This window comes from Pseudomonas sp., assembly GCF_030690725.1.
Taxonomy (GTDB): domain Bacteria; phylum Pseudomonadota; class Gammaproteobacteria; order Pseudomonadales; family Pseudomonadaceae; genus Aquipseudomonas.
Window position 1 is genome coordinate 1 of the sequence record NZ_JAUYGD010000010.1, and the last position, 24,519, is coordinate 24,519.

24 protein-coding genes are annotated in these 24,519 nt (G+C 61.5%); 8 read left to right on the forward strand and 16 right to left on the reverse strand.

Translation table 11 applies throughout. The features are described 5' to 3' along the window. The 6 genes from Q8O69_RS02015 to Q8O69_RS02040 form a co-directional block, all read left to right on the forward strand. The coding region (locus Q8O69_RS02015; RefSeq protein WP_305589238.1) for a type II toxin-antitoxin system RelE/ParE family toxin at nucleotides 1-264 on the forward strand (264 nt) is incomplete at its 5' end. 150 nt (nucleotides 265-414) lie between these two features. Next, the gene (locus Q8O69_RS02020) at nucleotides 415-828 is read left to right on the forward strand and encodes a hypothetical protein (RefSeq protein WP_305589239.1); all 414 of its coding nucleotides are present in this window, start codon (nucleotides 415-417) and stop codon (nucleotides 826-828) included. A gap of 159 nt (nucleotides 829-987) precedes the next feature. Further along, nucleotides 988-1,320, forward strand: coding sequence for a YegP family protein (locus Q8O69_RS02025; RefSeq protein ID WP_305589240.1), 333 nt, complete (start codon nucleotides 988-990; stop codon nucleotides 1,318-1,320). A gap of 142 nt (nucleotides 1,321-1,462) precedes the next feature. Then, on the forward strand, nucleotides 1,463-2,134 hold the full coding sequence (locus Q8O69_RS02030; protein ID WP_305589242.1) for a COG3650 family protein: 672 nt from the start codon (nucleotides 1,463-1,465) through the stop codon (nucleotides 2,132-2,134). 102 nt (nucleotides 2,135-2,236) lie between these two features. Beyond that, on the forward strand, nucleotides 2,237-3,244 hold the full coding sequence (gene gap / locus Q8O69_RS02035; protein WP_305589244.1) for a type I glyceraldehyde-3-phosphate dehydrogenase: 1,008 nt from the start codon (nucleotides 2,237-2,239) through the stop codon (nucleotides 3,242-3,244). A gap of 125 nt (nucleotides 3,245-3,369) precedes the next feature. Next, on the forward strand, nucleotides 3,370-4,989 hold the full coding sequence (locus Q8O69_RS02040) for an NAD(P)/FAD-dependent oxidoreductase (RefSeq protein WP_305589245.1): 1,620 nt from the start codon (nucleotides 3,370-3,372) through the stop codon (nucleotides 4,987-4,989). A 55-nt stretch (nucleotides 4,990-5,044) separates the two neighbouring features. Here the strand turns inward: Q8O69_RS02040 and Q8O69_RS02045 are convergent, their stop codons facing one another. Together Q8O69_RS02045 and Q8O69_RS02050 are read right to left on the reverse strand one after the other, a co-directional pair. Beyond that, the gene (locus Q8O69_RS02045; protein WP_305589247.1) at nucleotides 5,045-5,905 is read right to left on the reverse strand and encodes an OmpA family protein; all 861 of its coding nucleotides are present in this window, start codon (nucleotides 5,903-5,905) and stop codon (nucleotides 5,045-5,047) included. 310 nt (nucleotides 5,906-6,215) lie between these two features. Next, the gene (locus tag Q8O69_RS02050) at nucleotides 6,216-7,139 is read right to left on the reverse strand and encodes a LysR family transcriptional regulator (protein ID WP_305589249.1); all 924 of its coding nucleotides are present in this window, start codon (nucleotides 7,137-7,139) and stop codon (nucleotides 6,216-6,218) included. Between the two features lie 144 nt (nucleotides 7,140-7,283). Between Q8O69_RS02050 and Q8O69_RS02055 the strand changes: the two genes are divergently transcribed. Continuing rightward, the gene (locus tag Q8O69_RS02055; RefSeq protein WP_305589250.1) at nucleotides 7,284-8,036 is read left to right on the forward strand and encodes a 3-oxoacyl-ACP reductase family protein; all 753 of its coding nucleotides are present in this window, start codon (nucleotides 7,284-7,286) and stop codon (nucleotides 8,034-8,036) included. A gap of 85 nt (nucleotides 8,037-8,121) precedes the next feature. On the opposite strand, the gene Q8O69_RS02060 is transcribed toward Q8O69_RS02055, so the two are convergent. The 9 genes from Q8O69_RS02060 to Q8O69_RS02100 form a co-directional block, all read right to left on the reverse strand. After that, the gene (locus tag Q8O69_RS02060; protein ID WP_305589251.1) at nucleotides 8,122-9,216 is read right to left on the reverse strand and encodes a PLP-dependent cysteine synthase family protein; all 1,095 of its coding nucleotides are present in this window, start codon (nucleotides 9,214-9,216) and stop codon (nucleotides 8,122-8,124) included. Nucleotides 9,217-9,226: 10 nt separating this feature from the next. Beyond that, entirely contained in the window at nucleotides 9,227-10,132 is a 906-nt protein-coding gene (locus Q8O69_RS02065) for a DMT family transporter (RefSeq protein ID WP_305589252.1), read from the reverse strand. 151 nt (nucleotides 10,133-10,283) lie between these two features. Further along, nucleotides 10,284-10,616, reverse strand: coding sequence for a Na+/H+ antiporter subunit G (locus tag Q8O69_RS02070; RefSeq protein WP_305589253.1), 333 nt, complete (start codon nucleotides 10,614-10,616; stop codon nucleotides 10,284-10,286). Nucleotides 10,617-10,639: 23 nt separating this feature from the next. Continuing rightward, nucleotides 10,640-10,909 carry a K+/H+ antiporter subunit F gene (locus Q8O69_RS02075; RefSeq protein WP_160015225.1) on the reverse strand — a complete coding sequence of 90 codons (270 nt, stop codon included), beginning with the start codon at nucleotides 10,907-10,909 and terminating at the stop codon, nucleotides 10,640-10,642. Next, nucleotides 10,894-11,397, reverse strand: a complete 504-nt coding sequence (locus Q8O69_RS02080) for a Na+/H+ antiporter subunit E (protein ID WP_305589254.1) — start codon at nucleotides 11,395-11,397, stop codon at nucleotides 10,894-10,896. The genes Q8O69_RS02075 and Q8O69_RS02080 overlap by 16 nt, the downstream gene beginning before the upstream one ends. Further along, nucleotides 11,394-12,899, reverse strand: a complete 1,506-nt coding sequence (locus tag Q8O69_RS02085) for a monovalent cation/H+ antiporter subunit D (RefSeq protein WP_305589255.1) — start codon at nucleotides 12,897-12,899, stop codon at nucleotides 11,394-11,396. Before Q8O69_RS02085 ends, Q8O69_RS02080 begins: the two co-directional genes overlap by 4 nt. Then, on the reverse strand, nucleotides 12,896-13,225 hold the full coding sequence (locus Q8O69_RS02090; protein WP_233686045.1) for a Na+/H+ antiporter subunit C: 330 nt from the start codon (nucleotides 13,223-13,225) through the stop codon (nucleotides 12,896-12,898). The genes Q8O69_RS02085 and Q8O69_RS02090 overlap by 4 nt, the downstream gene beginning before the upstream one ends. A gap of 1 nt (nucleotide 13,226) precedes the next feature. Next, nucleotides 13,227-16,019: a monovalent cation/H+ antiporter subunit A gene (locus Q8O69_RS02095; protein ID WP_275963185.1), complete on the reverse strand. Its 2,793-nt coding sequence runs from the start codon at nucleotides 16,017-16,019 to the stop codon at nucleotides 13,227-13,229. A gap of 320 nt (nucleotides 16,020-16,339) precedes the next feature. After that, a complete protein-coding gene (locus tag Q8O69_RS02100; RefSeq protein ID WP_275963184.1) occupies nucleotides 16,340-16,801 on the reverse strand; it encodes a glycine zipper domain-containing protein in 462 nt (153 codons plus the stop codon). A gap of 173 nt (nucleotides 16,802-16,974) precedes the next feature. On the opposite strand from Q8O69_RS02100, the gene Q8O69_RS02105 reads away from it, so the two are divergent. After that, nucleotides 16,975-17,211: a hypothetical protein gene (locus tag Q8O69_RS02105; protein ID WP_305589257.1), complete on the forward strand. Its 237-nt coding sequence runs from the start codon at nucleotides 16,975-16,977 to the stop codon at nucleotides 17,209-17,211. Nucleotides 17,212-17,218: 7 nt separating this feature from the next. Here Q8O69_RS02105 and pdxH read toward each other — a convergent pair whose 3' ends face one another. From pdxH to dinG, 5 genes are all read right to left on the reverse strand, one after another. Beyond that, complete coding sequence (gene pdxH, locus Q8O69_RS02110; RefSeq protein WP_305589258.1) at nucleotides 17,219-17,866, reverse strand: pyridoxamine 5'-phosphate oxidase; 648 nt, start codon at nucleotides 17,864-17,866, stop codon at nucleotides 17,219-17,221. 89 nt (nucleotides 17,867-17,955) lie between these two features. After that, nucleotides 17,956-18,642, reverse strand: coding sequence for an OmpA family protein (locus Q8O69_RS02115; RefSeq protein ID WP_275963181.1), 687 nt, complete (start codon nucleotides 18,640-18,642; stop codon nucleotides 17,956-17,958). A 94-nt stretch (nucleotides 18,643-18,736) separates the two neighbouring features. Continuing rightward, nucleotides 18,737-19,882: a serine hydrolase domain-containing protein gene (locus tag Q8O69_RS02120; RefSeq protein WP_305589288.1), complete on the reverse strand. Its 1,146-nt coding sequence runs from the start codon at nucleotides 19,880-19,882 to the stop codon at nucleotides 18,737-18,739. Nucleotides 19,883-19,998: 116 nt separating this feature from the next. Continuing rightward, nucleotides 19,999-22,134 (reverse strand): beta-agarase, encoded by a 2,136-nt coding sequence (locus Q8O69_RS02125; protein ID WP_305589259.1) that lies wholly within the window; start codon nucleotides 22,132-22,134, stop codon nucleotides 19,999-20,001. 208 nt (nucleotides 22,135-22,342) lie between these two features. Next, on the reverse strand, nucleotides 22,343-24,487 hold the full coding sequence (gene dinG, locus Q8O69_RS02130) for an ATP-dependent DNA helicase DinG (RefSeq protein ID WP_275963178.1): 2,145 nt from the start codon (nucleotides 24,485-24,487) through the stop codon (nucleotides 22,343-22,345). Nucleotides 24,488-24,519: the final 32 nt, after the last annotated feature.

Sequence of the window (24,519 nt, forward strand, 5' to 3'; positions counted from 1 at the left end):
GTAGAAGATATCGCTCAATACATTGCCGAAGACAAGCCTGCTGCTGCAGTTAAGTGGGTCGATGAGTTATTTGCCACAGTAGAACGTTTGGCTGACTTTCCTGAAAGTGGCCGCATGGTTCCAGAGGTGGGCGCACACCGCATCAGAGAAGTAGTGTTTGGAGCGTATCGGGTTATTTATAGCGTCAGAGATCAGGTTGATATTTTGACAGTGCGACGCAGCAACCAGCTATTACGAGCCGCCGAACTTGATGATGAGACATAACAACTGGCTCAACCCATTCGCCCCGCTCACTGGAACAGGCTAAAGCCCGCCCCTTAAGCAAACCTTCGACCACATCAAATATCCGTTTTATTACGACATTACTCACAAGTACTTCAATCACAATAATCAAGACACAAAACACCTCAAGCCATGACCAAACAGCAAGCGCCTATCTCTGCCCGTAAGACCTGCCAAATACTCGCAGGTCTACTGTTATTAATACTATTGCTACCACTTACCGGCTTTGCATCGCCCATAGGGACGATTACCAAAATCCATGTACAAGAACAGGGGATCGGTCCGCAGTCTGAAGGCTGTGCCACGTTCATGATCAGTCCAGAGCAGGTAAAGGCCTTCTTTGCGCGGGCAGTACTTATTTCATCGCGTCAGCAGCATGACTTTTTTCTCTACGGCCCCTGCACTGCGCGCGGCACGTTACAGAGCCGTTATGGCCAATGGCAGTGGGTTATCCGCAACCTGGGCACAGCTACCTTGACCGCAAGCAATGGCGACACATTCCTTCTGGGCGACCCAGACCAGGAGTCGGATCTGTCTGGCGAGTAACGCACAGCAAACAATCTCCTCAAGCACGGCCAGCGCAGCTGCTAACACCACCTCACCGCGTACTGTCACACGCCCTTGCTATGCTTTTGCCCGTCGATCACGCCCGTAGTTGCGTTGATCGCTGTTCTACCCCTTCCCTTTTATTTGATGGAGGCCGCCATGGCTGGTTGGTATGAACTTTCGAAGAACGATAAAGGCCAGTTCTTTTTCGTATTGAAGGCAGGTAATGCCGAGGTGATTTTGCGCAGTGAGCAGTACGAGACCCGCGCGGCTGCGGAAGGCGGCATTGCTTCGGTGCAAAAGAATGCGCCTGCCGATGAGCACTACGAGCGCAAGGATGCCAGTGATGGGCGCTTCTACTTCAACCTCAAAGCGGCCAACCATCAGGTGATTGGCACCAGCCAGATGTACAAGGCTGCCGCTGGCCGTGAGACCGGTATTGAGTCGGTCAAGACCAATGGTCCAACCACAACCATCAAAACCAACGGCTAACCTTCAGGCACGTCAAGCAGCAGGCTGCACAACCCTGATAGATCTGCCCAGCCGGGCTGAAAATGCCGTCGCCAGCGGCGGCATGCCCTTGTGATACGCCAGGGGCCTAGGTAACGTGAGCGCACTTTTCAGGAGTGCCACGATGCGTTTCAGCCGCCCTTTTTACGTTGCCTTGTTGCCACTGCTCGCCAGTTGCCAGGTGTTTACCGACAAACCCGCCGAGCCGCTGATCAAGCAGACGCGCATGCAAGGCGAGCTGAGCCTGAACGCGGGCCAGTTGCTGTTTCGCCCCTGCCAGGAACAACGTCAATTTATCCTCAAGGAAGACAGCGCCGCCGAGCTGAGCAGCGATGCCAGCACGCTATTCGCTGACGGCCACGCAACGCTGTATGTCGATATGCGCGGCCAGCTGCAGGCCAATGCGCAGAAAGGTGTCGATGGCCAGTTCGTGCCGAGCCAGGTGTACCGCGTACAGGCGGAAGGCCATGGCTGCACAGACATCAACTTCGCCCGCACCATCCTGCGCGCCAGCGGCCACGAGCCGGACTGGAATATTGCGGTAAGCAATCAGGGCCTGATCCTCAACCGCCCCGGCCAGGAACCTCAAGCACTGCCTTACCTGGAAGAGCAATTGCCCGAAGGCCGTCTCAACCTTAGCAGCGAAGCCAACGGCCAACGCCTGGATCTGTGGGTCGCCCGCCAGCGCTGCGTTGACGGCATGAGTGGTGCGGTGCAGCACATGAGTGCTGAATTACGCCTCAACGGCGAAGTTCTGCGAGGCTGTGCCTACCTGGGTGGCGCCCGCAACGACTGAGCCGTGGATACACCGATCAATGCGCAGATAGCTGAGATAGATCAGCCGCTTGGTAGACGATTGGCCTAAGCTGCAAGGGAAGACAGCCAAAGGGATATCGTTATGCTGCGCATTGCTATCAATGGATATGGACGTATCGGTCGCTGCCTGGTGCGCGCGTTGTTCGAGCGCAAACTGGAGCAGCAGATCCACCTCACCGCGATCAATGATCTGGGTGAACAAAGCACCCTCGCCCACCTCACCCGCTTCGACTCCACCTTCGGCCGCTTTCCTGGGGATATCAGCCTGGACGGCGATACCTTGCTGGTCAACGGCCACCCGATCCAGCTGCTGCGTGAGCGCGAAGTGAGCAATCTGCCCTGGCGTGAGCACGCGGTGGATCTGGTGCTCGAATGCACCGGCAAGCTGAAAAAACGCGCCCAGGTCGAACAGCACATCAGCGCCGGCAGCCCGCGCGTGCTGCTCTCGCACCCGCTGGACAGCGCCGACCTGACCGTGGTCTACGGCGTTAACCACCAGTTGCTGGGCGATCAGCAGATCGTTTCCAACGCCTCCTGCACCACCAACTGCCTGGCGCCGATGGCCAAGGTGTTGCACGAAGCCGTGGGCATTCGTCAGGGGCTGGTCAACACCATCCACTCCTACACCAATGACCAGAACCTGCTGGACAAGACCCACAGCGACCTCTACCGCGCCCGTGCCGCCGCGCTGTCGATGATCCCCACCAGCACCGGTGCGGCCAAAGCAATCGGCCTGGTCATGCCGGAGCTGATCGGCCGCCTGGATGGTTTGTCGATACGCGTACCCACGCCCAACGTCTCACTGGTCGATCTGACCTTTACCAGCGAACGCCCGACCAGCCGCGAAGCGATCAACGCCGCGCTAAAGGCCGGCGCCTTGCAGTTGCCGCCGGGGGTGATGGAGTGCAACGAGCTGGCGCTGGTGTCCAGCGACTTCAATGGCTACCCGGTGTCCTGCGTGGTCGACCTCAGCCACACCCGCGTGCAGGGCGATCTGGTCAAGGTCTTGGCTTGGTATGACAACGAATGGGCCTTCGCCAACCGCATGCTCGATGTGATGCTGGCCTGGGTAAAGCCTGAGGCGCGCTAGCACTCATCCATATGACAGGCCGCTGCCCGCTATAGACGGCGGCCTTTAACCACAGATCAGGCGTATAATCGCCGCCTTTTAAAAGCTGCCGGGTTGCCTCCGGCCCTGAAAGTGGATCGCCCCTCATGCTTCGTATCACCGAACTCAAGCTGCCCCTCGATCATCCCGACGAGGCCCTGCGCCCGGCCATTGTCCAGCGCCTGGGGATTGCCGACAGCGAGCTGCTTGGCTTCACCTTGTTCAAGCGCAGCTACGATGCGCGCAAAAAATCCACTGAGATGCACTTCATCTACACCATCGACTGCGAGCTGCGTGATGAAGCGTCATTGCTGGCCAAATTCAGCGATGACCGGCATATCAGCGTCACCCCGGATACCGCTTACAAACCGGTCGGCATGGCGCCTGAGAACCTCGCAGAGCGCCCGCTGGTCGTCGGTTTCGGCCCGTGCGGGATTTTCGCCGCGCTGATTCTCGCCCAGGCCGGACTCAAGCCCATCGTGCTGGAGCGCGGCACCGAAGTGCGCCAGCGCACCAAGGATACCTGGGGCCTGTGGCGCAAGAACGTGCTCAACCCCGAGTCCAACGTGCAGTTCGGCGAAGGCGGTGCCGGCACCTTCTCCGATGGCAAGCTGTACAGCCAGATCAAGGACCCCAAGCATTACGGGCGCAAGGTGCTGCATGAGTTCGTCAAGGCCGGCGCGCCGGACGAGATCCTCTATGTCAGCAAGCCGCATATCGGCACCTTCCGCCTTACCGGCGTGGTCGCCACCATGCGCGAAGAGATCAAAGCCCTGGGCGGCGAAGTACGCTTTCAGCAGCGCGTCAGCGATGTGCTGATCGAAAATGGTCAGCTCAAGGGTGTGGTGCTCGACAGTGGCGAGCAGATTCTCAGCCGCCAGGTGATCCTGGCCCTGGGTCACAGCTCGCGTGACACCTTCCGCATGCTGCACAAGCGCGAGGTGTTTATGGAGGCCAAGCCGTTCTCGGTGGGCTTTCGCATCGAGCACCCGCAAGGTCTGATCGACCGCGCACGCCTCGGTAAATACGCCGGCCACCCCAAGCTCGGCGCCGCAGATTACAAACTGGTGCACCACGCCAAGAACGGCCGCTCGGTCTACAGCTTCTGCATGTGCCCAGGCGGCACCGTGGTCGCAGCCACCTCGGAGCCGAACCGCGTGGTGACCAACGGCATGAGCCAGTACTCGCGTAATGAGCGCAACGCCAACGCCGGCATCGTCGTCGGCATCACCCCGGAGCAGGATTACCCGGGCGGTCCGCTGGCCGGTGTAGAGCTGCAGGAGCGCCTGGAGTCCCAGGCCTATCTGCTCGGCGGCAGCACCTACGAAGCGCCGGGGCAACTGGTCGGCGACTTTATCGCCGGCAAGCCGTCCACCGAACTGGGCAGCGTCGAGCCGTCGTACAAACCGGGGATCAAGCTGGGCGACTTGGCCCTGGCGCTGCCGGATTTTGCCATCGAAGCGATCCGCGAAGCGCTGCCGGCCTTCGGCAAACAGATCAAAGGCTTCGACCTGCATGACGCGGTACTCACCGGCATCGAAACCCGCACCTCCTCGCCGCTACGCATCACCCGTGGCGCGGACATGCAAAGCCTCAACGTTCGTGGCCTGTACCCGGCCGGGGAAGGCGCGGGTTACGCCGGCGGCATTCTCTCCGCCGGGGTGGATGGCATTCGCGTGGCCGAAGCGCTGATTCGCGACATGCTGGGGATTGCCGAGCCCATCTAACAACCTGCTCTAAGCCATCAAACGTACGCTGCCTGCAATCCAAACAGCGTACGGACTACAGCTTGACCAGTTCGACCCGGCGATTCTTCGCCCGCCCTTCTTCGCTGCGATTGTCCGCTACTGGCCGTTCCTGACCGAAGCCGGCGGCGGTCAGCCGCTGCGCCTCGATACCGGCGGCAACGATGGCGTTCATCACGCTCTGCGCACGCTGCTCGGATAACAGCTTGTTGGCCTCCGCCTGGCCCTGACTGTCGGTATGGCCTTCGATGGCCAGACGCAGAGCCGGCGCGGCTTTCAGCATGCTGACAATCTCCGCCACGGTGGCCTGGCCATCGGCCTTGAGCTCGGCTTTGCCGGTGTCGAAGTTGATATACAAAGCGATAAAGCCGTTGCGGTTGAGTTCATCGAGTAACTGATTGGCGCTGACCACCTGCTGCATGGCCGCCACTTCGACTATCACCAGTTTGTAGCTCTGGGTCGGTGCGCTGAAAATCTCAGGTTCGAGGCGCACCCACACCTCCTTACCACCGGTCGTGACCTTCAGTGTGGTTTCGCCGCCATCGCCATCCTGCGGCAGGCGCTCGTAAATCACTTCGCCGCCAATCGACTTGATCGCGTTCTGGTAGTTGCGCAGCAGCTGCAGCGGGCTCGGCTGGCTGTCTACCGCGTTGTGGAAATAGCGAATCTGCGTGGCATCGCCTTCCACGGTCTGGCGCTGCGGCACGCCGTCCTGAGTGCCGGTGGCGAACTGCGCGGCGTTGTAGTTCTGCTCGTATTCGACGATATGCGAGTTCGGGTAGCGGGACAGCAGCGGATGGTCCTTCGACCCTGCCGTATCATCGGCAGCCAACGCCGACCCGCTCAACCCAACGACTGACCACAGCAGCATGTGCAAACAGCTGCGCACAATTCCCACGGCATTTCTCCTGCTGCATTGGGGGCGCGGTGTACGCCCACCCACAGCAGTGACTCTAGACCAGCATGGTTTGGCCAGCTGCAGGCTAATGCCCGGGCGCAGGCAAGCGGGTGCAGTGCGCCGCGAAGCGTTGGGGCGGCGCCCAAGGTCGGCGTAGCTCTCAGTTCGACAAAACCAGCCTTGCGCAGCATCCCGCGTGCTCTTCGCCTGAGTGGATGCTATTGACGTAAGCGAAGCGCTGATTCGCGTCATCCTGAGTATTGCTGAACCCGCCTAGAACAGGCTGCCCTGCTTTTCAGAACCAGCTCTCCTACAGCGCTGACAACAGTTTCTCCAGCCCCTGCTGCCGAAATTGCTCGCGGACAAAATCAATAAACACCCGAGTCTTTTGCGGCAGCAATTTCTGCCCGGCGAAATAGATCGAAATCGCCCCGGCGTCTACATGCCAATCCGGCAGTACGCGCTGCACCGTGCCCCGCCGCAGGTACGTCAGCGCATGCCCGGTGCTCACCAGAGCGATGCCCAAACCAGCCTCGGCAGCCACACAGGCAGCCTCTGGGTCGCTGAACGTCATGCGGGTTTTCATCTCCACCGAGGCCAGCAAGCCCTCTCGATTACGCAATGTCCAAGGCCGCACGCGCCCGGTTTGTGGTGAGCGAATCAAGATGCCGGCGTGCTGGGGAAGATCAGCCGGTGAATCCAGTGGCGCAGCCTGGGCAAGGTACTGCGGCGCCGCCAGCAACACGCGATGTGCCGGCGCCAATTCGCGCGCCACAACACCTTGGGGAATATCAAAGCCGCCGCCAATCGCGACATCAAAACCTTCGGCGACCAGATCAACCTGACGGTTATCAAAATGCCAATCCGGCATGATGCGCGGATAGCGCCGCAGGAACTCGCCCAATAGCGGCACCATATACTCGCGACCGAACGATAACCCCATGCTCACCTTCAAGGTGCCCGCCGGCTGGCTGCGCAGGCTGGTGAGGTTGCCCATGGCCAATTGCAGAGCACTCAAGCCCCCCGCCGCATCAGCCAGAAAATACTCCCCCGCCTCGGTAAGGCTGAGCTTGCGCGTACTGCGGTGAAACAGCCGCACATCCAAGCTGGTTTCTAGCCGCGCCACATTCTTGCCGACCGCGGCCGGGGTCAGCCCCAAGCGCCGCGCCGCTTCAGCGAAGCTGCCGGCCTGGGCGCTGCGAATAAAGCATTCGATGCAATTTAGGGTGTCCATCGGCGGTTCCTGACGGCGGCATTCGATAGCATTTGGATCGAAAGCATATGCGCATTAGTGGCTTATTAGAAACCAATCCGCAGCAGATACTCACTCCAACACCAAGAAGTACCCAAACACCCACTTACTTGTATGGAGATCGACATGACTACCACCACCCTGCCCCTCAGTAACAAAGTTGCCTTTATCCAAGGCGGTTCCCGTGGCATTGGCGCCGCCATCGCCAAACGCCTGGCTCGTGAAGGTGCCGCTGTTGCCCTGAGCTACAGCCAAAGCGCTCAGCACGCCGAAGCACTGGTGCAGGAAATCCAGGCGGCCGGCGGCAAAGCCCTAGCCATCCAGGCCGACAGTGCCAGTGAAAGCGCTATTCGCGGCGCCATTCAGCAAACCCTGAGCACCTTTGGCCAACTGGATATTCTGGTCAATAACGCCGGCGTACTGGCTATCGCACCGATTGAACAGATGAGTATCGAAGACATCGACCGCACGCTGTCGATCAACGTCCGCAGCGTGGTGATCGCCAGCCAGGAAGCGGCCAAACACCTCAACGATGGCGGCCGCATCATCAACATCGGCAGCACCAATGCCGAGCGCATGCCCTTTGCCGGTGGCGCGGTGTATGCCATGAGCAAGGCCGCGCTGGTGGGTTTGACCAAGGGCCTGGCCCGCGACCTGGGCAGCCGTGGCATCACCGTAAACAACCTGCAACCAGGCCCGGTGGACACCGAGATGAACCCGGAAAACGGCGAGTTTGCTGACAGCCTGAAACAGCTGATGGCCATTAACCGCTATGGTCGTGCCGAAGAAATTGCCAGTTTCGTGGCCTATCTGGCAGGCCCGGAAGCCGGCTATATCACCGGTTCCAGCCTGATGATTGATGGTGGTTTTTCGGCCTGAAAGCCAAACCACTCACAACTCCGGCGGCCAAGGCAGCCGGAGTTTTTAGCCTTGCAGGTAACGCACAGCAGTGTGCAGCCAGCCGTTACAGCCCAGCCGTGGGCAAGTCACCGGGTAGCGCGACGCCGCGCTCGGCGCAATCGGCCACCGTTGCGATTAACCCAGTCAGGTCGAAACCCTGGGCGCTGAGCCAGGCCTGATCGTAGTAGGTATCGGCATAGCGCTCGCCACCATCGCAGAGAATCGCCACCACCGAACCGGATTCCCCCGCCGCGACCATCCGCTGCGCCACCAATAGCGCGCCAATCAGATTGGTCCCGCTGGAGCCGCCCACTTTGCGGCCCAGGCGCTGCGCCAGGTAATGCATGGCGGCCAACGACAAGGCATCCGGCACCTTGCACATGGCATCGATCACCGACGGCAGAAAGGACGCCTCGACCCGTGGCCGACCAATGCCTTCGATGCGCGAACCATGATTCAGGCACAGGCTGGCATCACCCGTGCGGTAGTAATCGAAGAACACCGAACGCTCGGCATCGGCGCACAACACCAGGGTGCTGTGGCGGCGATAGCGCACATAGCGCCCCAACGTTGCCAGGGTACCGCCAGTGCCTGGGCTGGACACCAGCCAGCTCGGCTCGGGAAAGCGCTCGCTGCGCAGCTGCTGGAAAATCGACTCGGCAATATTGTTGTTGGCGCGCCAATCGGTGGCGCGCTCGGCGTAGGTGAACTGATCCATAAAATGCCCGCCGGTCTCGCGCGCCAGGCGCTCGGACTCGGCGTAGATCTGCGTCGGGTCCGTCACCAGATGGCTCTGGCCGCCGTAGAAGGCGATCTGCGCGATCTTCTCCTTCGAGGTGCTGGCCGGCATCACCGCGATAAACGGTAGCCCCAGCAAGCGGGCGAAGTAGGCCTCGGAGATTGCCGTGGAACCGCTGGACGCCTCGATCACCGGCGCACCGGGCTTGAGCCAGCCGTTACACAGCGCATAGAGAAACAGCGAGCGCGCCAGGCGGTGCTTGAGGCTGCCAGTGGGGTGGCTGGATTCGTCCTTGAAATACAACTCGACGCCTGACAAGCCCGGCAGTGCCAAGGGAATCAGATGGGTATCGGCGCTGCGCTGAAAATCCGCCTCGATAATACGGATAGCCTCGCGCGCCCAAGTTCTTGAATCACTCATGCCTTACCCCCTAATCCAAAACACCGGCTGGTACCACGCGCGTACCGCGCCACTGACTTAGCAATACGCCAGCGAACACCAATCCCGCCGCCAGCATCTGCACAGCATTCAGGCTTTCGCCCAATAGCAGTATGGCGAACAGCAGGGTGAATACCGGGATCAGGTTGGTAAAGCCCGACGCCTGGCTGGCCGGCAGGCGGCTGACGCCGAAGTTGTACAACCCGTAAGCGCCCACCGTGACCAGAATCCCCAGGTACGCCACCGCGCCCAAGCCCATGGAGCTGACGCTGGCTGGCAACGGCGCGCTGAGCAGTGCCAACGGCAGAAAGAAAATAGTGCCTACAAAGGCCACCATGGCGGTCAGCAGAAAGGGCGAATAACGCGATGACAGGTGCTTGAGCAGCAGGGTGTAACCCATAGCGCAGAGCATCGCGAGCAGCTCGTAGAAGTTACCGAGAATCGGGTTGCTGGCATGCTCATCGGCGCTACCGGCCAGGCTCAGCCATACGGCGCCGATCAGGGCCAGGAGAAAACCGGCCAGGGTGATGCGGCTGATCCGTTCGCGCAGGAAGATAAACGCCCCCACCGCCACCAGCAGCGGCAACAAGGCCGTGACCATGCCAGCCTGTGCGGCGCTGGTGTGTTGCAGCGCCAGGGCTTCGAAGAGGAAATACAGACAGGGTTCGCAGGCGGCCAGGCCCAGCAGGTATTTCCAGTCACCGGCGCGGTAGTGCATCTGTCCACGCCAGCGCCACGCCAGCAAAAACACCAGGCTGCCCAAGGCCATACGGCCGAAGATCACCCACAACGGCGGCAACTCGGCAAAGGCCAGTTTCAGCGCAATAAAGGAACTGCCCCACAGCGCCATGGCGATCACCAGGCAGATCACCGCAATGCCCCTTCCCTGCTCACGCATACCCAAGCCCCTGACTAAAGGCTGCAGTGTAGAGAGGCATACGCGGCGCCGACAGATACAGTCAGCGCCGCGAACTGTGTGGGGTGGTTCGAGACGAGACAGCCGTCGCGGCTAAAGCCCCTCCCACAGGAAGCGCGACGCAACCGGCACCTTATTGTTCCCAGGGTTTACCGCGAGTTTGCTCGTTGATCTGCAGCTTCTGCTGCAGCGCGGCCTTGGCCAGCATATGAGCGCTGACCGGTGCGGTGATAAACAGAAACAGAGCGATCAGCAGCTCATGCAGGCTGACACCCTCGCCACGAAAGCTGAAGTAGATCAGCGAGGCGATCACCATGCCGCCCACGCCCAGGGTGCTGGCCTTGGTCGGGCCGTGCAGGCGCATAAAGAAGTCCGGCAGGCGGTACAGGCCGATTGCACCAATCAAGGCGAACAGGCTGCCAATCAGCAGAAACAGCGCCACCAGCGCTTCGATCCAAGTATCCATTCAGCAGTCTCCGTAGAACGTTGTTACTCGATGATGTCGCCACGCAGCAAATACTTGGCCACGGCCACCGTGCCTATAAAGCCCATCACCGCAATCAGCAGGGCCGCTTCAAAATACAGATCGCTGCCCAACCAGATGCCAAACAGCACCAACATGGCAATCGCGTTGATATACAGGGTATCCAGAGCCAGGATGCGGTCGGGCAAATCCGGGCCGATGATCAGGCGCGCCATGGTCAGTACCAGGGCCAGGCCGATGATCACCAGGCACAGCGGAATCACGTAGGCGAGCATGTGAATACCTCCAGCAAGGGTGCTTCGTAGCGCTGTTTGATTTCCGCCACCAAGGCTTCGGCGTCCGGCACATCGAGGCCGTGTACCAGGAGCATCTTGCGGTCATCGCTAAGGTCAGCGGATACCGTGCCCGGGGTCAGCGAGATGATGCTGGTGAGCATGGTCAGCGCCAGTTCATCTTCCAGCAGCATGGGAATCTCCACGAACGCCGGGCGCAGCTTGGCGGGCGGCCCGAGGATCAGCTTGGCCACCTGCAGGTTGGCGGTGACGATATCGCCGAGGATGCGCAGCAAAAACAGGCACAGTTTGAAGGGCTTGTAGACCCGTGGCGGGTTGATCCAGAACACCTGGGTCAACAGCGGAATCGCCCAGCCGAGCAGCGCCCCGAGCAGCCAGTGGCCCAGGCTCAGGTCATTCATCAACAGCAGCCAGACCAGTAACAGGCACAGGCTCAGCAGCGGATGGGGTAACCAGCGACGTGCTTTCATCGTACAGCTCCCGATTCGATGATTTGCCGGTACAACGCCAGGTCATGCAGTTGACTGGCCGTGGCCTCGACGTAACTGAGCAGCGGCGCGGCGCCAACCATCAGCAGCAGGCTGAGCAGCAGCAAGCCGGCGCAGGCCAGCAGCCGGCCGTAGTCCAGCTCGGCGCTGTCCAGCTGGCTCAGGCCGACACGCCAGAACAGCATACTGCCGGCACGGCTCAGGGCAATCAGGGTCAGCAGACCGCCGCCCAGCACCACGGGCCACAGCATGAGCGCCTGCACACCCGGCTCCAGCGAGCGCAGCAACAGCAGCTTGCCGATAAACCCGGAGAGCGGCGGCAGGCCGGCCACAGCAATCGCGCCGAAGAAGAACAGGCCGCCGAGCAGATGCGGATTCTGCAGCGCCGGGCCCTGCACCAGCAGCCCCTGCTTGTCGCCGCGCTGACGGCTAATCAAGTCCGCCAGCAGGAACATCCCGCCTGCCACCCAAGTGCTGTGCACCAGGTAATACAAGGCGGCGGCCAGGGCTTGCTCGGTGCCGATGGCAATACCGGCGAGCAAGGTGCCGACCGACACCACCACCAGATAGGCCAAGAGGCCCTGCAGGCTGACCGCAGCCAGCGCGCCGATCACGCCCAGCGCCAGGGTCAGCAGGGCAATTGGCCAGAGCCAGTCGTTGGCCATATTGGCCAGGCTGCCGGCATCGTCACCGAAGATCAGCGTGTACACGCGGATGATCGAATACAGGCCGACCTTGGTCATGATCGCAAACAGCGCAGCGACCGGCGCAGTGGCCGAGGCATAGGCCTTGGGCAGCCAGAAATACAACGGCAGAAACGCCGCCTTGAGGCCAAATACCACCAGCAGCAACAGCCCGGCAGCACCGAGCAGCGCCGCATCATCCGGCCCGGCAGCGGCCACCCGACTGGCCATATCGGCCATGTTCAGGGTGCCGGTGATGCCATACAGCACGCCTACCGCAAGCAGGAAGAACGCCGAGCCCACCAGGTTCAGCACCACGTAATGCAGCCCCGCACGCACTCGCTCTACTCCGCCGCCATGCACCAACAGCGAGTAGGAGGCGATCAGCAGGATTTCGAAGAATACGAACAGGTTGAACAGATCGCCGGTGAGAAAGGCACCGTTAATGCCCATCAACTGGAACTGGAACAACGCATGGAAACTCTGCCCGCGCTGATCATCACCCCGCACTGCATAGAGCAAGGCAAAGCTGCCAAGCACCGCCGTGACCACCAGCAGCAAGGCGCTCAGGCGATCAAGCAGCAGGATGATGCCGAACGGCGCTGCCCAGTTACCGGCGGCATACACCTGCAGCACGTCCTGATCAGCCAGCCAGAGCAGATAGCCGCTCAATGGCAGCAGCAACAAGGTGGCCAGCAGCGACAGGCTGCGTTTGACTCGCAGGCTCAAGCCCGCGCCCAGCAGCAACAGGCTGCCGGCAAACATCGGCAGCAGGATGGGCAGGATCAAGCCGTGGTTCATTGCGCAGGCTCCTGGCCGTCAACATGGTCGGTCTGGGTTTCGCCCACGCTGCGCAGCGCCAGCACTACGACGAAGGCGGTCATGGCAAAGCCGATCACGATGGCAGTCAGCACCAGCGCTTGCGGCAGCGGGTCAGCGTACTCGCTGCTCTTGCCGATCACCGTGACCACGCCACTCTGCAGGCGGCCCATGGCAAACAGGAACAGGTTGACCGCATAGGAAATCAGCGTCAGCCCCAGCACTACCGGGAAGGTCCGCGCGCGCAGCAGCAGGTACACACCGCTGGCGGTGAGGATGCCCAGGGTTGCGGCAAATATGGCTTCCATCTCAAAGCACCTCTTGTGCAGCTTTTTCCTGGGTCAACTTACCCAGGTTGGCGAGAATCAGCAGGGTCGCGCCGACAACCGTCAGGTACACGCCCAGGTCGAACAGCATGGCAGTGGCCAACTCGATTTCACCGACCAGCGGGATATGGAAATGACCGAAGGCCGAGGTCAGGAACGGCCGGTCAAACAGCCAGCTGCCCAGGCCGGTCAGCCCGGCAATCAATACGCCGAGGCCGGCCATGCCCTGGTAATTCAGCGGCAGGCGCGACTGCGTCCACTGCACGCCACTGGCGACGTATTGCAGGATCAGCGCCACGGCCGTCACCAAGCCAGCGATAAAGCCGCCACCCGGCAGGTTGTGCCCGCGCAGGAAGATAAACACCGAGACCAGCAGCGCCATCGGCAACAGCACCCGCGACAGAGTGGCGAGGATCAGCGGATGGCGGTCACGCGCCCAGTCGCGCCCCTGTGCATCGACCTTCGGCTGGATCAGGCGTAGGCCATCGAGCAGTGCGAAGATGCCCACGGCGGCAATCGCCAGCACTGTGACCTCGCCGAGGGTATCGAAGCCACGGAAGTCCACCAGGATCACGTTGACCACGTTGGTGCCGCCACCGCCCGGCACGCTGTTCTCCAGGAAGAATGCGGAAATGCTGTCGTATGGCCGCGTCAGCACGGCGAACACCAGCATCGCCACCATCACGCCAGTGCCGACCGCCAGGGTGAAGTCACGCAGACCGCGCAGGCTGCTCGACTCGATACGGGTATGCGCCGGCAGGAAGAACAGCGCGAGCATCAGCAGGATAATGGTCACCACCTCTACCGACAGCTGGGTCAGGGCCAGATCCGGCGCCGAATAACGGGCGAAGGCCAGGGCCACCATCAGCCCGACCACGCTGAGCATCAGCAGCGAAACCAGGCGCTGGCGGTGGAAGACCACCGTCACCAAGGCGGCCAAGGCCATGATGCCCAAGCCCAGAACGGTGATGCCGTCGATCTCGGCCATGGCCACTGGGCCGCTGATCTGCGGCAACGAGCTCAGCCCCTGAGTCACCACCAGCAAGGCCGCTGCCAGCAGCAGCGCCAGGTAACGCTGCAGCGATGCATTCTCCAGCCAGTGGGTGATCACGCTAGACACCTTGACCAGGATCAGCACACCACGCTCGAACAGCAGCTTGGCGTCAACACTCGGCAGCCCGGCATACCAGCGAAACAGCGGCTGACGGAACACGTACACCAGAATCCCGCCAAACAGGGCAATAAAGCTCATCAGCAGCGGCAGGTTGAAGCCATGCCAAATCGCCAGGCTGTAACTCGGTACATCACCGCCCAAGGTTGCCGAGGCGGCAGTCGCCAGCAGCGGCGCCACGGTGTAGGCCGGCACAATACCCACCAGCAGGCAGAGGAACACCAGAATCTCCACCGGCACCTTCATATAGCGCGGCGGCTCATGCGGCGGGTAATGCGGCAGGTCGACCGGCTCGCCGTTGAAGAACACGTCGTGGATAAAGCGCAGCGAATACGCCACCGAGAACACCCCGGCCAGGGTTGCCGCTGCCGGGATCACCCAGTTGAAGCTGCCCAGCAGGTGCTGGTTGAGCGTCTCGGTAAAGAACATTTCCTTGCTCAGGAAGCCGTTGAGCAGCGGCACCCCGGCCATCGCCGAGGCCGCCACCATGGCCAGCACGGCCGTATGCGGCATGTACTTCCACATACCGTTGATGCGCCGCATGTCGCGACTGCCGGTTTCGTGGTCGATGATCCCCGCCGCCATAAACAGCGAGGCCTTGAAGGTGGCGTGGTTGATGATGTGGAACACTGCCGCCACGGCGGCCAGGCGGGTATCCAGACCAAACAGCAAGGTGATCAGGCCCAGATGGCTGATGGTCGAATAGGCCAACAGACCCTTGAGGTCATGCTGAAACAACGCCATCCCGGCACCGACCAGCAAGGTCACCAGACCGGTGATGCTGACCAGGTAGAACCACCACTCCGAGCCCGCCAGCGCCGGGTACAGGCGCGCCAGGAGAAACACCCCGGCCTTGACCATGGTCGCCGAGTGCAGATAGGCCGACACCGGCGTCGGTGCCGCCATGGCGTGCGGTAGCCAGAAGTGGAACGGGAACTGCGCCGATTTAGTGAACACCCCCAGCAGCACCAGAATCAGCGCCAGCGGGTACAGCTCATGGGCGCGGATCGCATAACCGGCCGCCAGCACCTGAGACAACTCGAAGCTGCCGGCGATATGGCCGATCAGCAGAATCCCGGCGAACAGCGCCAGGCCACCACCGCCCGTCACGGCCAGGGCCATGCGCGCGCCTTTGCGCGCATCCGAACGGGCGCCCCAGAAGCCGATCAAGAGGAACGACGACAGGCTGGTCAGCTCCCAGAACATCAGCATCAGCAGCAGGTTTTCCGACAGCACCACGCCGAGCATCGCGCCCATAAACAGCAGGAGGAAGGCGAAGAAGCGCCCCATCGGTTCCTTCTTCGACAGGTAATAGCGCGCGTAGAGAATGACCAGCAGGCCGATACCGAGAATCAGCAGGGCAAACAGAAAGCCCAGACCATCCAGGCGCAGGCTGAGATTCAGGCCCAGGGCCGGCAGCCACTCCAGTTTGACCTTGAGCACCTCACCAGCAAATACCGCAGACTGCTGCGAGAACAACAGCACCAAAGCCGTCAGCGGCGCCAATGCTGCCGCTACAGCGCAGGCGGAACGGCCCATGCGTTCGGCCAGCAAAGGCAGAAAAATGCCGAGAAATGGCAAGGCGATGATCAGCGCAAGCGTCATAGAAAAACCCCTAAATACGAACCCGGCACGTACCCGGCTGACTCCCTAACCTTCTCACTGCGGTCAACCGCAGGCTTTTGCCTGCGCAGCAACCCGCGCAAAAGTATTGCACTGCAGAACAACTAAAGCCCGTCAGCACAAAAGCGTGCGCGATTATCCATAACTATCGGCCAACCGTCATGGATAGAATTATTACTAAACACTGTGTTTTCCGCGAGCTTGCCTGAAAAACCTGAGAAACGCCGATAAACATCTGGTTTATCTAGAAAAAAGGCAATAAAAAACCGGATCAGTCAGGACTGATCCGGCCTCTTCGACACTCAGTGAGTAACGCGACTGGTGCCATTCACGGTCATGATGCGCACGCGCTCACCAACGCGGAAAATTTGGTTTTCTTCAACGGCCTGCACGTAGGCGCGCATGCTGCCGTCATCTTCGCGCACGGTGATTTCCACACCCTGGGTGCGGGTCAGGCCTTCCTCGGTCATCGCGCCCAGCAGGCCACCGGCCACTGCACCGATCACCGCCGCCACCGCGCTGCCACGCCCACCACCGACGCCGCTACCGGCCACGCCGCCAATGACTGCACCAGCACCTGCGCCGATAGGCGTTTTCGTGCCTTCGATCTTCACTGGGCGCAACGCTTCGATGGTGCCCATGCGCACGGTCTGCACGGTGCGTGCTTCATCGCGCGAGTAGGTGTCGCCCGTCAGGCTGGAGGCGCAGCCGCCCAACAGGGCCAGCACGGCAAACGAGGCAGCCAACAGAAAAGGTTTACGCATGATTGTTTCTCCAGTTAGGCAGGCCCCATTAAAACGCCTGCGCAGCTTCGCTGTCACCCGCCATTATGCGGCAAAACTTTACCTAACCTGCCGCGCGGAGCCAGGGCGCGACATTCCGCCGCGTTCAGAACCGACACCCAGCCCGCCTAAGCTAAGGCTTGATCGGGGGATTTATGGATTATTTTATCGTCGCCATCACCAGCGCTGCCGGGCTGTACTTCCACTGGTGGCTGTATGTGCGGATCAAACGCTGGATGGACCGCGACCTGGCGCTGTCACTGGCTGGCGACTCAGCGGCCAAGCGCAGCTATATGCTCGCTCGCCTGACCGAGGCGCAGTCCGCTGGCATCAAGCGCAGCGCCCTGCCCGCCTGGTTGGAGCAAGCCGCCGGGCAGTACCCCGGCGACTGAAACGCGCTCAGGGCGCCAACCGCTCACGCAGCCAGTTCGCGCCCTGCAGACGAAAATTAAGGCGGTCATGCAGGCGGCTGGAACGGCCCTGCCAGAACTCGATGCGCTCCGGCAGCAGGCGATAGCCACCCCAGTGCGGCGGGCAATGCGGCGCACGATCGAGAAACCGCTGTTCGGTCTCGGCCAGCAGGCCTTCCAGCTCGGCGCGATCAGCAATCACCCGGCTTTGCGGCGACGCCCAGGCGCCCAGACGGCTGCCCAGCGGACGCACCTGAAAGTAGGCATCGCACTCTTCTGCACTAACCCGCTCGACGCTCCCCTCGATTCGCACCTGCCGTTCCAGGCTAGGCCAGAAGAAGGTCATGGCGGCAAACGGATTGGCGACCAGGTGCTGGCCTTTGGCGCTGTCGTAGTTGCTGAAGAAGGTAAAGCCGCGCGCATCCAGGCCCTTGAGCAGCAGCACCCGGCAATGCGGGCGCCCTTCAGCATCGACGGTCGCCAGGGTCATGGCATTCGGCTCGACCGGCAACTGCTCGGTCTTCACCGCATCGGCAAACCACTGCTCAAATAACGCAAAAGGCTCAAGCGGCGCTTGCGCCTCGCTCAAGCCATCGCGGGTGTAGTCACGGCGCATATCAGCCAGGGTTTGAGTCATCGGCAAATCCTCTCGATCAAGTCTTGCCTAGCTTACCCGCGAGCGCTCTATCTGGCTTGATCTGCGGCAACGCGCCGCTACGTAGCGCGTTACTGAGCAGCAGCAGGCTTATCAGCCTTGGCTACGGTTTTCGCGTTTTTGTCAGTTGCAGGCTTGCTAGCCGCAACTGCAGTGGCGGGGGCTGGTGCAGGCTGGCTGTACTTGGAGATCAGCGCGTTGAGGGTGTCTTTCGAGGTCAGGAGGATTTCCACTCGGCGGTTCAACGCACGGCCTTCAACGCTGTCGTTAGCCGCGCGTGGCATATCCGAGCCCAGACCTTTAACCATCAGACGGTTCTGCTTGAGACCGCTAAGGCGGAAAATCGAGGTGAAGGCGCGGGCGCGCTGGTGGCTCAGCTCGCGGTTAGCACTCACTTCACCGCTGCTGTCGGCGTGGCCAAGAATCAGCACACCGATGGTTTCATCGCTTTCCAGCAATTTGGCCATACGGCTCAGCGGACCGAGGGTGACCGGCAGCATCATATGCGGACGGTCCGGGTTGAACGAGCCATGCACTGGCGCGGTGACCACCAGCAGGTTTTCCCGACGCTCGAACTCGAAATGGGTGCCTTTGATCGCTTCACGCACCTTCGGCTCGTACACATCCAGCCAGGCCTGGGTCACTGCTGGTGGCGGCATGGGCACCACTTTCGGCGCGGGCTTTTCGGATTTTTCGAAAAGGCTGCAACCGCTGATCAGTACACACAGAGCGATGGCGAGAGTTTTGTTGGCGAGCATCGGGTATCCACACGTGATAAGCAAAAAGAAGCCGGTCAGTGGCCCGCGCTGGCGGCAGGCCATGCCATGTTGCGCAGCAGTTTAGCCGAGCTGGCTATAAACAATCAGCCAATAGACGCGCAAGTTTCTGCGCACGGGGGTCCATCAAGACGAACGGTCCTAGGTTGTTGGTGACAAAACCGAAGGCCACATCCCGCTCCGGGTCGGCAAAGCCAATGGAACCGCCGGCTCCAGGGTGGCCAAAGGCGCGCGGGCCCATGCCGTAGGTGGCGTTGGCGACCTCGGGCTGGTCGAGCATGCAACCCAGACCGAAGCGGGTGCGGGTCAGCAGGGTCTTGTCTTCGCCCACTGCGTGCTCGCGGGTCAGCTCGGCCAGCAACTCGCTTTCCAATAGCTGGCCATCCAGCAGGCCGCTGTAGAAGCCGGCCAGGCTGCGGGCATTGCCGTGGCCGTTGGCTGCCGGCTGCTGCATGCGCCGCCATTCGGGCTTGTTGGTGCTGGTCATGATCGACGGTGGGTTGGTAAAAGCCCGCGTACTCATGGCCGCAGGCTCACTCATCATGGTCTTGAGCAGGCGCTGGGCGGCCGCATCGCCGAAGTTACCCTTGCCGCGGGAGATGATCGCCACCCGGTCGAACTCTTCATCCGCCAGGCCAACATGGAAATCCAGCCCCAGCGGTTTGGCCGTGCGCGCGACGATGGATTCGCCCGGCCCGCGCCCCTCGACTCGGCGCAACACCTCTCCCACCAGCCAGCCGTAGGTGATCGGCGCATAACCATGGCCCTGACCCAACGGCCACCAAGGCTGTTCGGCGGCCAGTGCGGTAGTCATCGCCTGCCAGTCGTATAAAGCTTCGGCCGGCAGCATCTCGTGCAAGGCTGGCAACCCGGCCTGATGGCTGAGCAAGTGACGCAGGGTGATCTTGTCCTTGCCGGCAGCGGCGAACTCCGGCCAGTAGCGCGCGACCGGTGCATCCAGCTCAAGCTTGCCCTCGCCCACCAATTGCAGCGCGGTAACGGCAGTAAAGGTCTTGGTGCAGGAGAACAGGTTGAGGATGGTGTCGCTGTGCCATGCCTGCTGGCCATCCTTGTCGGCAACACCGGCCCACAGATCCACCACGGTTTCGCCGCCGACCTGCACGCACAGCGCCATGCCGCGCTCTTGCGGCTCCTCGAACAACGCCGCAAAGGCGTCTCTCAACGCTTCGAATTTGAGGTCGAAATAACCCTGTATCTGCACCACCCTGCCCCCTTCTCGTATTCGGCCAACTGCTTGGCAGATTGTTTCAGCTCTAACGCCTGCGTAGAACCCTGCGCAAGGTTGGCACCCCTACTATCAGCCCGCCAAATAGCCTTTTACGGAACCGCCGGCACTGGCGTACTCACCGTTTCGAGCAGCTTTTTCGGCACATCCAGATTGGCTTTGCGCACAGCTTTGACAAAACCATCCCATGGCCGGTCGGTGATCCCGACCAGGCCTAGGTGGCCATTCTCGCCGTCCAGCAGACGCCCGGTCACCGGCTGATCGAGGTACTGGAACCAGTGCAAACCGACGATCTGCGGCTCTTCCAGGGCCTTGGCCAGAAAATGCGCATAGGCCGGGCCGCGTTCTTCTTCCTTGTACACCTCGGCAACCCCGCCCCAGAACGGCCCACGGTCACGCGAGCCGAAGTGGAACTCGGTGACCATCAGCGGCTTGTCCAACTGGCGCAGTGCGGCAAAGTCATAACCGTGCTGTGGCTCGCGGGTGTAGAAGTTGAAGCTCAGTACATCGCAGAACTCGGCGCAGGCATTCACCGCCTCGGGGATGCTGCTGGCGAAACGGCCACCCAGCAGCAGGTGATTGGGCGCGTGCCAGTCGAGCGAATCGGCAATGGTCTTAAAGTAGGTTGCGGCATACAGGCGCAAGAATGCCTGCATGTCCTTCTCGATGGCCGGGAACTCGGCACTTGGCAGCGGCGCCTGAAAGCCAGGATCTTCCATCAGTTCCCAGGCCGGCAGCTCGATACCCCAGGCCCGGGACAGGCCATTCTGGTTGCGATACTTGTCACGCAGCTGCTTGAGGAAGGCACGCTTGGCCGGCACATCGGTGGTCAGACGTAGCGTGGCGTACGCCAAGGCGTAACGACCATTGGGGTCGTCCGCAGGACCGGCCCAGGCCAGTTCGTTATCGGCGAAATAACCGAGCAGCCAGGGGTTGTCACGGTGATCGCGCGAGGCAATCGCCACGGCGCGTTCGGTGGCCATGGCAAAGCGCGGGTCGAACGGATCAGGCATCGCACCCCACCAGTCGACGCCAGTGCTGATGGTGGCGTAATCGCCGCGAATCGACAGCGGAATGCTGAACGGCATGCGGCTATCGCCGCCAAAGGCCGGTTCACTCCAGTTACCCAGGGTATTGAAGCCCCAGGCCTGCAGGCGGTCCTGACTCAGCGTGCGCCAGGCAGCTGGGTCAACCTGACCATAGCTGCGCTGCAGGTTGGCCTTGTAGAAATCGAACCAGCGCCCGTTGGCAAACGCCCGGCCCTGATTGGCACCCGTGTCGCTGCGGCTGTCGGACGTGCCGAAATAGGCCGCCAGCGCCTCACCCGCTTGCGGTAAACCGGTAAACATCGCTTCACGCCCCTCAACGTAGGTGGCGCTCTGCTGCGCGGTCACCGCATTGACGCCCAGCGAGTAGAACGGATGGCCCTCAGGCGTTACCAGGTACCAACGGCCGTCGCGTTTCTCAGTGCGAAAGAAGCCACTCGCCTCAAACGGCTGTCCGCCGGTCCAGCCGGCAAACTTGTCTTGCGCCGGGCGCTCGGCCAGCCAGGTATGCAGTTGTTTCTGTTCCTGAGCCACCGCCTGCTGCAGTTGCTCGTCGTTCTTGACCTTGCCCGGCCAGTCAGCCCGCGCATACTGGCCATAACGGTCGACGATACCGGCATAGGCCGCCGCCGAAAGCTGCTCACCGCTTACACCAAACTGGCTGATCAGAATATGTTGCGCAGCTTTCGGCTGCGGCATGGATAGGGTAACCGCGCTGACCTTGCTCAGGTCCAGCGCACCTGTGACCGTATCCGCCAGCAGCAGGCGTTGGCCTTTGTGCGTCCAAGGCATCGGCACACCGGCGCGCATGCCCTGAGCGCGGGGCGAAGTTGCCTGCAAGGGAATCAACAGGGTTTGCGCAGGGCCGGCAGGCAAGGCGATACGCGTACTCAAGCGCTGACCGTCAGCGCTCTCGATCAGTACATCCAGGGTCAGTGCCCAGTCCATGGCGTTCTGCACACGCAGGCTGACCAGCGTCTGCTGCGACCAGTCCCAGCTAGCGCTTTGCGGGGTTAGCTTTAGGCTCGGCTGCTCGGCAGGATGGAAAGTCACCCGGCGCAGCACCTCGCCTTGCGGGGTCGGCTCGCCAATGCGGTTGGGTAGATCGGCATCCTGCGTCGTAACCTGCACGGCATCCATTGGCCGAACAAAGTTGAACAGCTCCTGCGGCTCTGTCGCCATGGCGGCACCGGCAAAACCCACGAGCGCCGATAGCAGAACAGCCGTTTGCAGCCTGCACTTAACCTTCACGAACCACACTCCCCCGTTGTTTCAACCGCCCTGAGCAAGACTGCCCAAGGCCAAATCCAGGCCCTGATAACCACCAAGGTATTGTGCATACGCCACTTGGAACCACTAGCGCTCAGCGAGTTGCCTAGCAGCCGGACGGCTAACTGATTTCCCGACGAAACGGCGGCAAGGCATTGAGAATCGACTTGCCGTAGCGCTGAGTAACCACACGCCGATCGAGCAGGGTAATAATGCCGCGATCCGCTTCGGTGCGCAGCAGTCGGCCGCATGCCTGGACCAGACGCAGCGACGCATCCGGCACGGCGATTTCCATAAAGGGATTGCCGCCGCGCGCTTCGATCCATTCGGCCAACGCCGCTTCCACCGGGTCGTCCGGCACGGCGAAAGGGATCTTGGCGATCACCACATGCTCGCAGTAGGCGCCCGGCAGATCGACACCTTCGGCAAAGCTGGCCAGGCCAAACAACACGCTCTCCTCACCGCTGTCGACCCTCGCCTTGTGCTTGTTCAGGGTTTCCTGCTTGGACAGGTTGCCCTGGATAAACACCCGCTTGCGCCAGTCGCGTTCCAGGCCATCGAAGACCTCCTGCATCTGCTTGCGCGAGGAAAACAGCACCAGGGTGCCGCGCGAGCCCTCAACCAGACCAGGCAAGTCGCGAATAATCGCCGCCGTGTGCGCCACCGCATCACGCGGATCAGCATTAAGGTTGGGCACCCGCAACACGCCTGCGTCGGCGTGATGGAAAGGGCTCGGCACCACGGTGGTAACTGCCACTTTCGGCAAGCCAGCGCGCATGCGATAGCGATCAAAGGTGCCCAGCGCCGTCAGGGTCGCCGAGGTCACCAGGGCGCCATAGGCGACATTCCACAGGTTACGCCGCAGGGTTTCGGCGGCGAGGATCGGGCTGGCGTTAACCTCGATATCGAACAGCGCACCGCTGTCGGCCAGGGTCAGCCAGCGCGCCATTGGCGGGCTTTCCTCCGGATCTTCAGCAGTAAAGGCCAGCCACAGCTCCCAGTTGCCCTTGGCGCGCGCCAGCAGGCTGCCGAACAGTGGGTACCATTCCTCGGCCTGATGGCTGGCAATACCGACAGCGCCCTCACCATCCATGGCTTCCTTGAGCTGCTCAGTCACCCCTGTGAACAGATCGTTGAGCTTGGAAAAGCCCTTTTTCAGTTCCAGGCCCAACTCGGTCAGGTGCGCCGGCACCACGCCGCCAACAAAGCGATGGCGCGGCCGCTCGCGGCCCTGCATATCCTCGCCCGGTTTGAAATCGGCCACCTGCTCACAGGCGGCAAACATAAATTGCTGCTGGGTTTTAAGCTCCCGCGCCAGTTCCGGCACCTGCTCGATCAGCCTGCCTAGATCCCCGGGTAGCGGATTCTGCGCCAGCAACTTGGTCAGGTTCTTGTCAATCTGGGTCAGCCAGTCGGCAGTCGAGCGCAGACGGGTGAAATGGGCGAAATGGCCGATGGCCTTGTCCGGCAGGTGATGGCCTTCATCGAACACGTAGAGAGTGTCGCGCGGGTCCGGCAGCACCGCCCCGCCGCCGAGGGCCAGGTCGGCCAGGACCATGTCATGATTGGTGACGATCACGTCGACCTTGCCCATGCCCTCGCGGGCCTTGTAGAAGGCACACTGCTGAAAGTTCGGGCAATGGCGATTGGTGCACTGGCTGTGATCGGTGGTCAGTTGCGACCAGCGCGTGTCTTCCAGCTCTTCCGGCCAGCTGTCGCGGTCGCCGTCCCATTTATTGCCGGCGAGTTTTTCGATCATGGTGGTGAACAGCTTCTGGCTCTGCTCATCCACATCGATCTTGAAACCTTCTTCCTCGAACAGCTGAGCGGTGGCGCTTTGTGCCTGGCCTTCCTGCAGCAGGATATCCAGCTTGGACAGACACAAATAACGCCCCCGCCCTTTGGCCAGGGCGAAGCTAAAATTCAGCCCGCTATTGCGCATCAAGTCCGGCAGATCCTTGTGCACGATCTGCTCTTGCAGGGCGACGGTGGCCGTGGCGATCACCAGGCGCTTGCCCGCCGCCTTGGCAGTGGGGATCGCCGCCAGGCTGTAGGCCACGGTCTTGCCCGTACCGGTGCCGGCCTCAACCGCCACCACCGCGGGATCACCCAGACGCCGGCCCTCGTCGTCCGTCTTGATCGCACCCAGCACCTTGGCAATTTCAGCAATCATCAGGCGCTGGCCATAACGCGGCTTGAGCGACTTGGCTTCGAGAAAACGGGAATAGGCGCCCTGGATCTGGGACTTGAGTTCGGTACTGAGCATGGGGTCTTGGCGCGAAAAGGCTGGATAAATTT

Coding starts and splice junctions, on each gene's coding strand:
- Q8O69_RS02020 (WP_305589239.1), top strand. CDS start 415: ATGACCAAACAGCAAGCGCCTATCTCTGCCCGTAAGACCTGCCAAATA.
- Q8O69_RS02025 (WP_305589240.1), top strand. CDS start 988: ATGGCTGGTTGGTATGAACTTTCGAAGAACGATAAAGGCCAGTTCTTT.
- Q8O69_RS02030 (WP_305589242.1), top strand. CDS start 1,463: ATGCGTTTCAGCCGCCCTTTTTACGTTGCCTTGTTGCCACTGCTCGCC.
- gap (WP_305589244.1), top strand. CDS start 2,237: ATGCTGCGCATTGCTATCAATGGATATGGACGTATCGGTCGCTGCCTG.
- Q8O69_RS02040 (WP_305589245.1), top strand. CDS start 3,370: ATGCTTCGTATCACCGAACTCAAGCTGCCCCTCGATCATCCCGACGAG.
- Q8O69_RS02050 (WP_305589249.1), bottom strand. CDS start 7,139: ATGGACACCCTAAATTGCATCGAATGCTTTATTCGCAGCGCCCAGGCC.
- Q8O69_RS02055 (WP_305589250.1), top strand. CDS start 7,284: ATGACTACCACCACCCTGCCCCTCAGTAACAAAGTTGCCTTTATCCAA.
- Q8O69_RS02060 (WP_305589251.1), bottom strand. CDS start 9,216: ATGAGTGATTCAAGAACTTGGGCGCGCGAGGCTATCCGTATTATCGAG.
- Q8O69_RS02065 (WP_305589252.1), bottom strand. CDS start 10,132: ATGCGTGAGCAGGGAAGGGGCATTGCGGTGATCTGCCTGGTGATCGCC.
- Q8O69_RS02070 (WP_305589253.1), bottom strand. CDS start 10,616: ATGGATACTTGGATCGAAGCGCTGGTGGCGCTGTTTCTGCTGATTGGC.
- Q8O69_RS02075 (WP_160015225.1), bottom strand. CDS start 10,909: ATGCTCGCCTACGTGATTCCGCTGTGCCTGGTGATCATCGGCCTGGCC.
- Q8O69_RS02080 (WP_305589254.1), bottom strand. CDS start 11,397: ATGAAAGCACGTCGCTGGTTACCCCATCCGCTGCTGAGCCTGTGCCTG.
- Q8O69_RS02085 (WP_305589255.1), bottom strand. CDS start 12,899: ATGAACCACGGCTTGATCCTGCCCATCCTGCTGCCGATGTTTGCCGGC.
- Q8O69_RS02090 (WP_233686045.1), bottom strand. CDS start 13,225: ATGGAAGCCATATTTGCCGCAACCCTGGGCATCCTCACCGCCAGCGGT.
- Q8O69_RS02095 (WP_275963185.1), bottom strand. CDS start 16,019: ATGACGCTTGCGCTGATCATCGCCTTGCCATTTCTCGGCATTTTTCTG.
- Q8O69_RS02100 (WP_275963184.1), bottom strand. CDS start 16,801: ATGCGTAAACCTTTTCTGTTGGCTGCCTCGTTTGCCGTGCTGGCCCTG.
- Q8O69_RS02105 (WP_305589257.1), top strand. CDS start 16,975: ATGGATTATTTTATCGTCGCCATCACCAGCGCTGCCGGGCTGTACTTC.
- pdxH (WP_305589258.1), bottom strand. CDS start 17,866: ATGACTCAAACCCTGGCTGATATGCGCCGTGACTACACCCGCGATGGC.
- Q8O69_RS02115 (WP_275963181.1), bottom strand. CDS start 18,642: ATGCTCGCCAACAAAACTCTCGCCATCGCTCTGTGTGTACTGATCAGC.
- Q8O69_RS02125 (WP_305589259.1), bottom strand. CDS start 22,134: ATGGCGACAGAGCCGCAGGAGCTGTTCAACTTTGTTCGGCCAATGGAT.
- dinG (WP_275963178.1), bottom strand. CDS start 24,487: ATGCTCAGTACCGAACTCAAGTCCCAGATCCAGGGCGCCTATTCCCGT.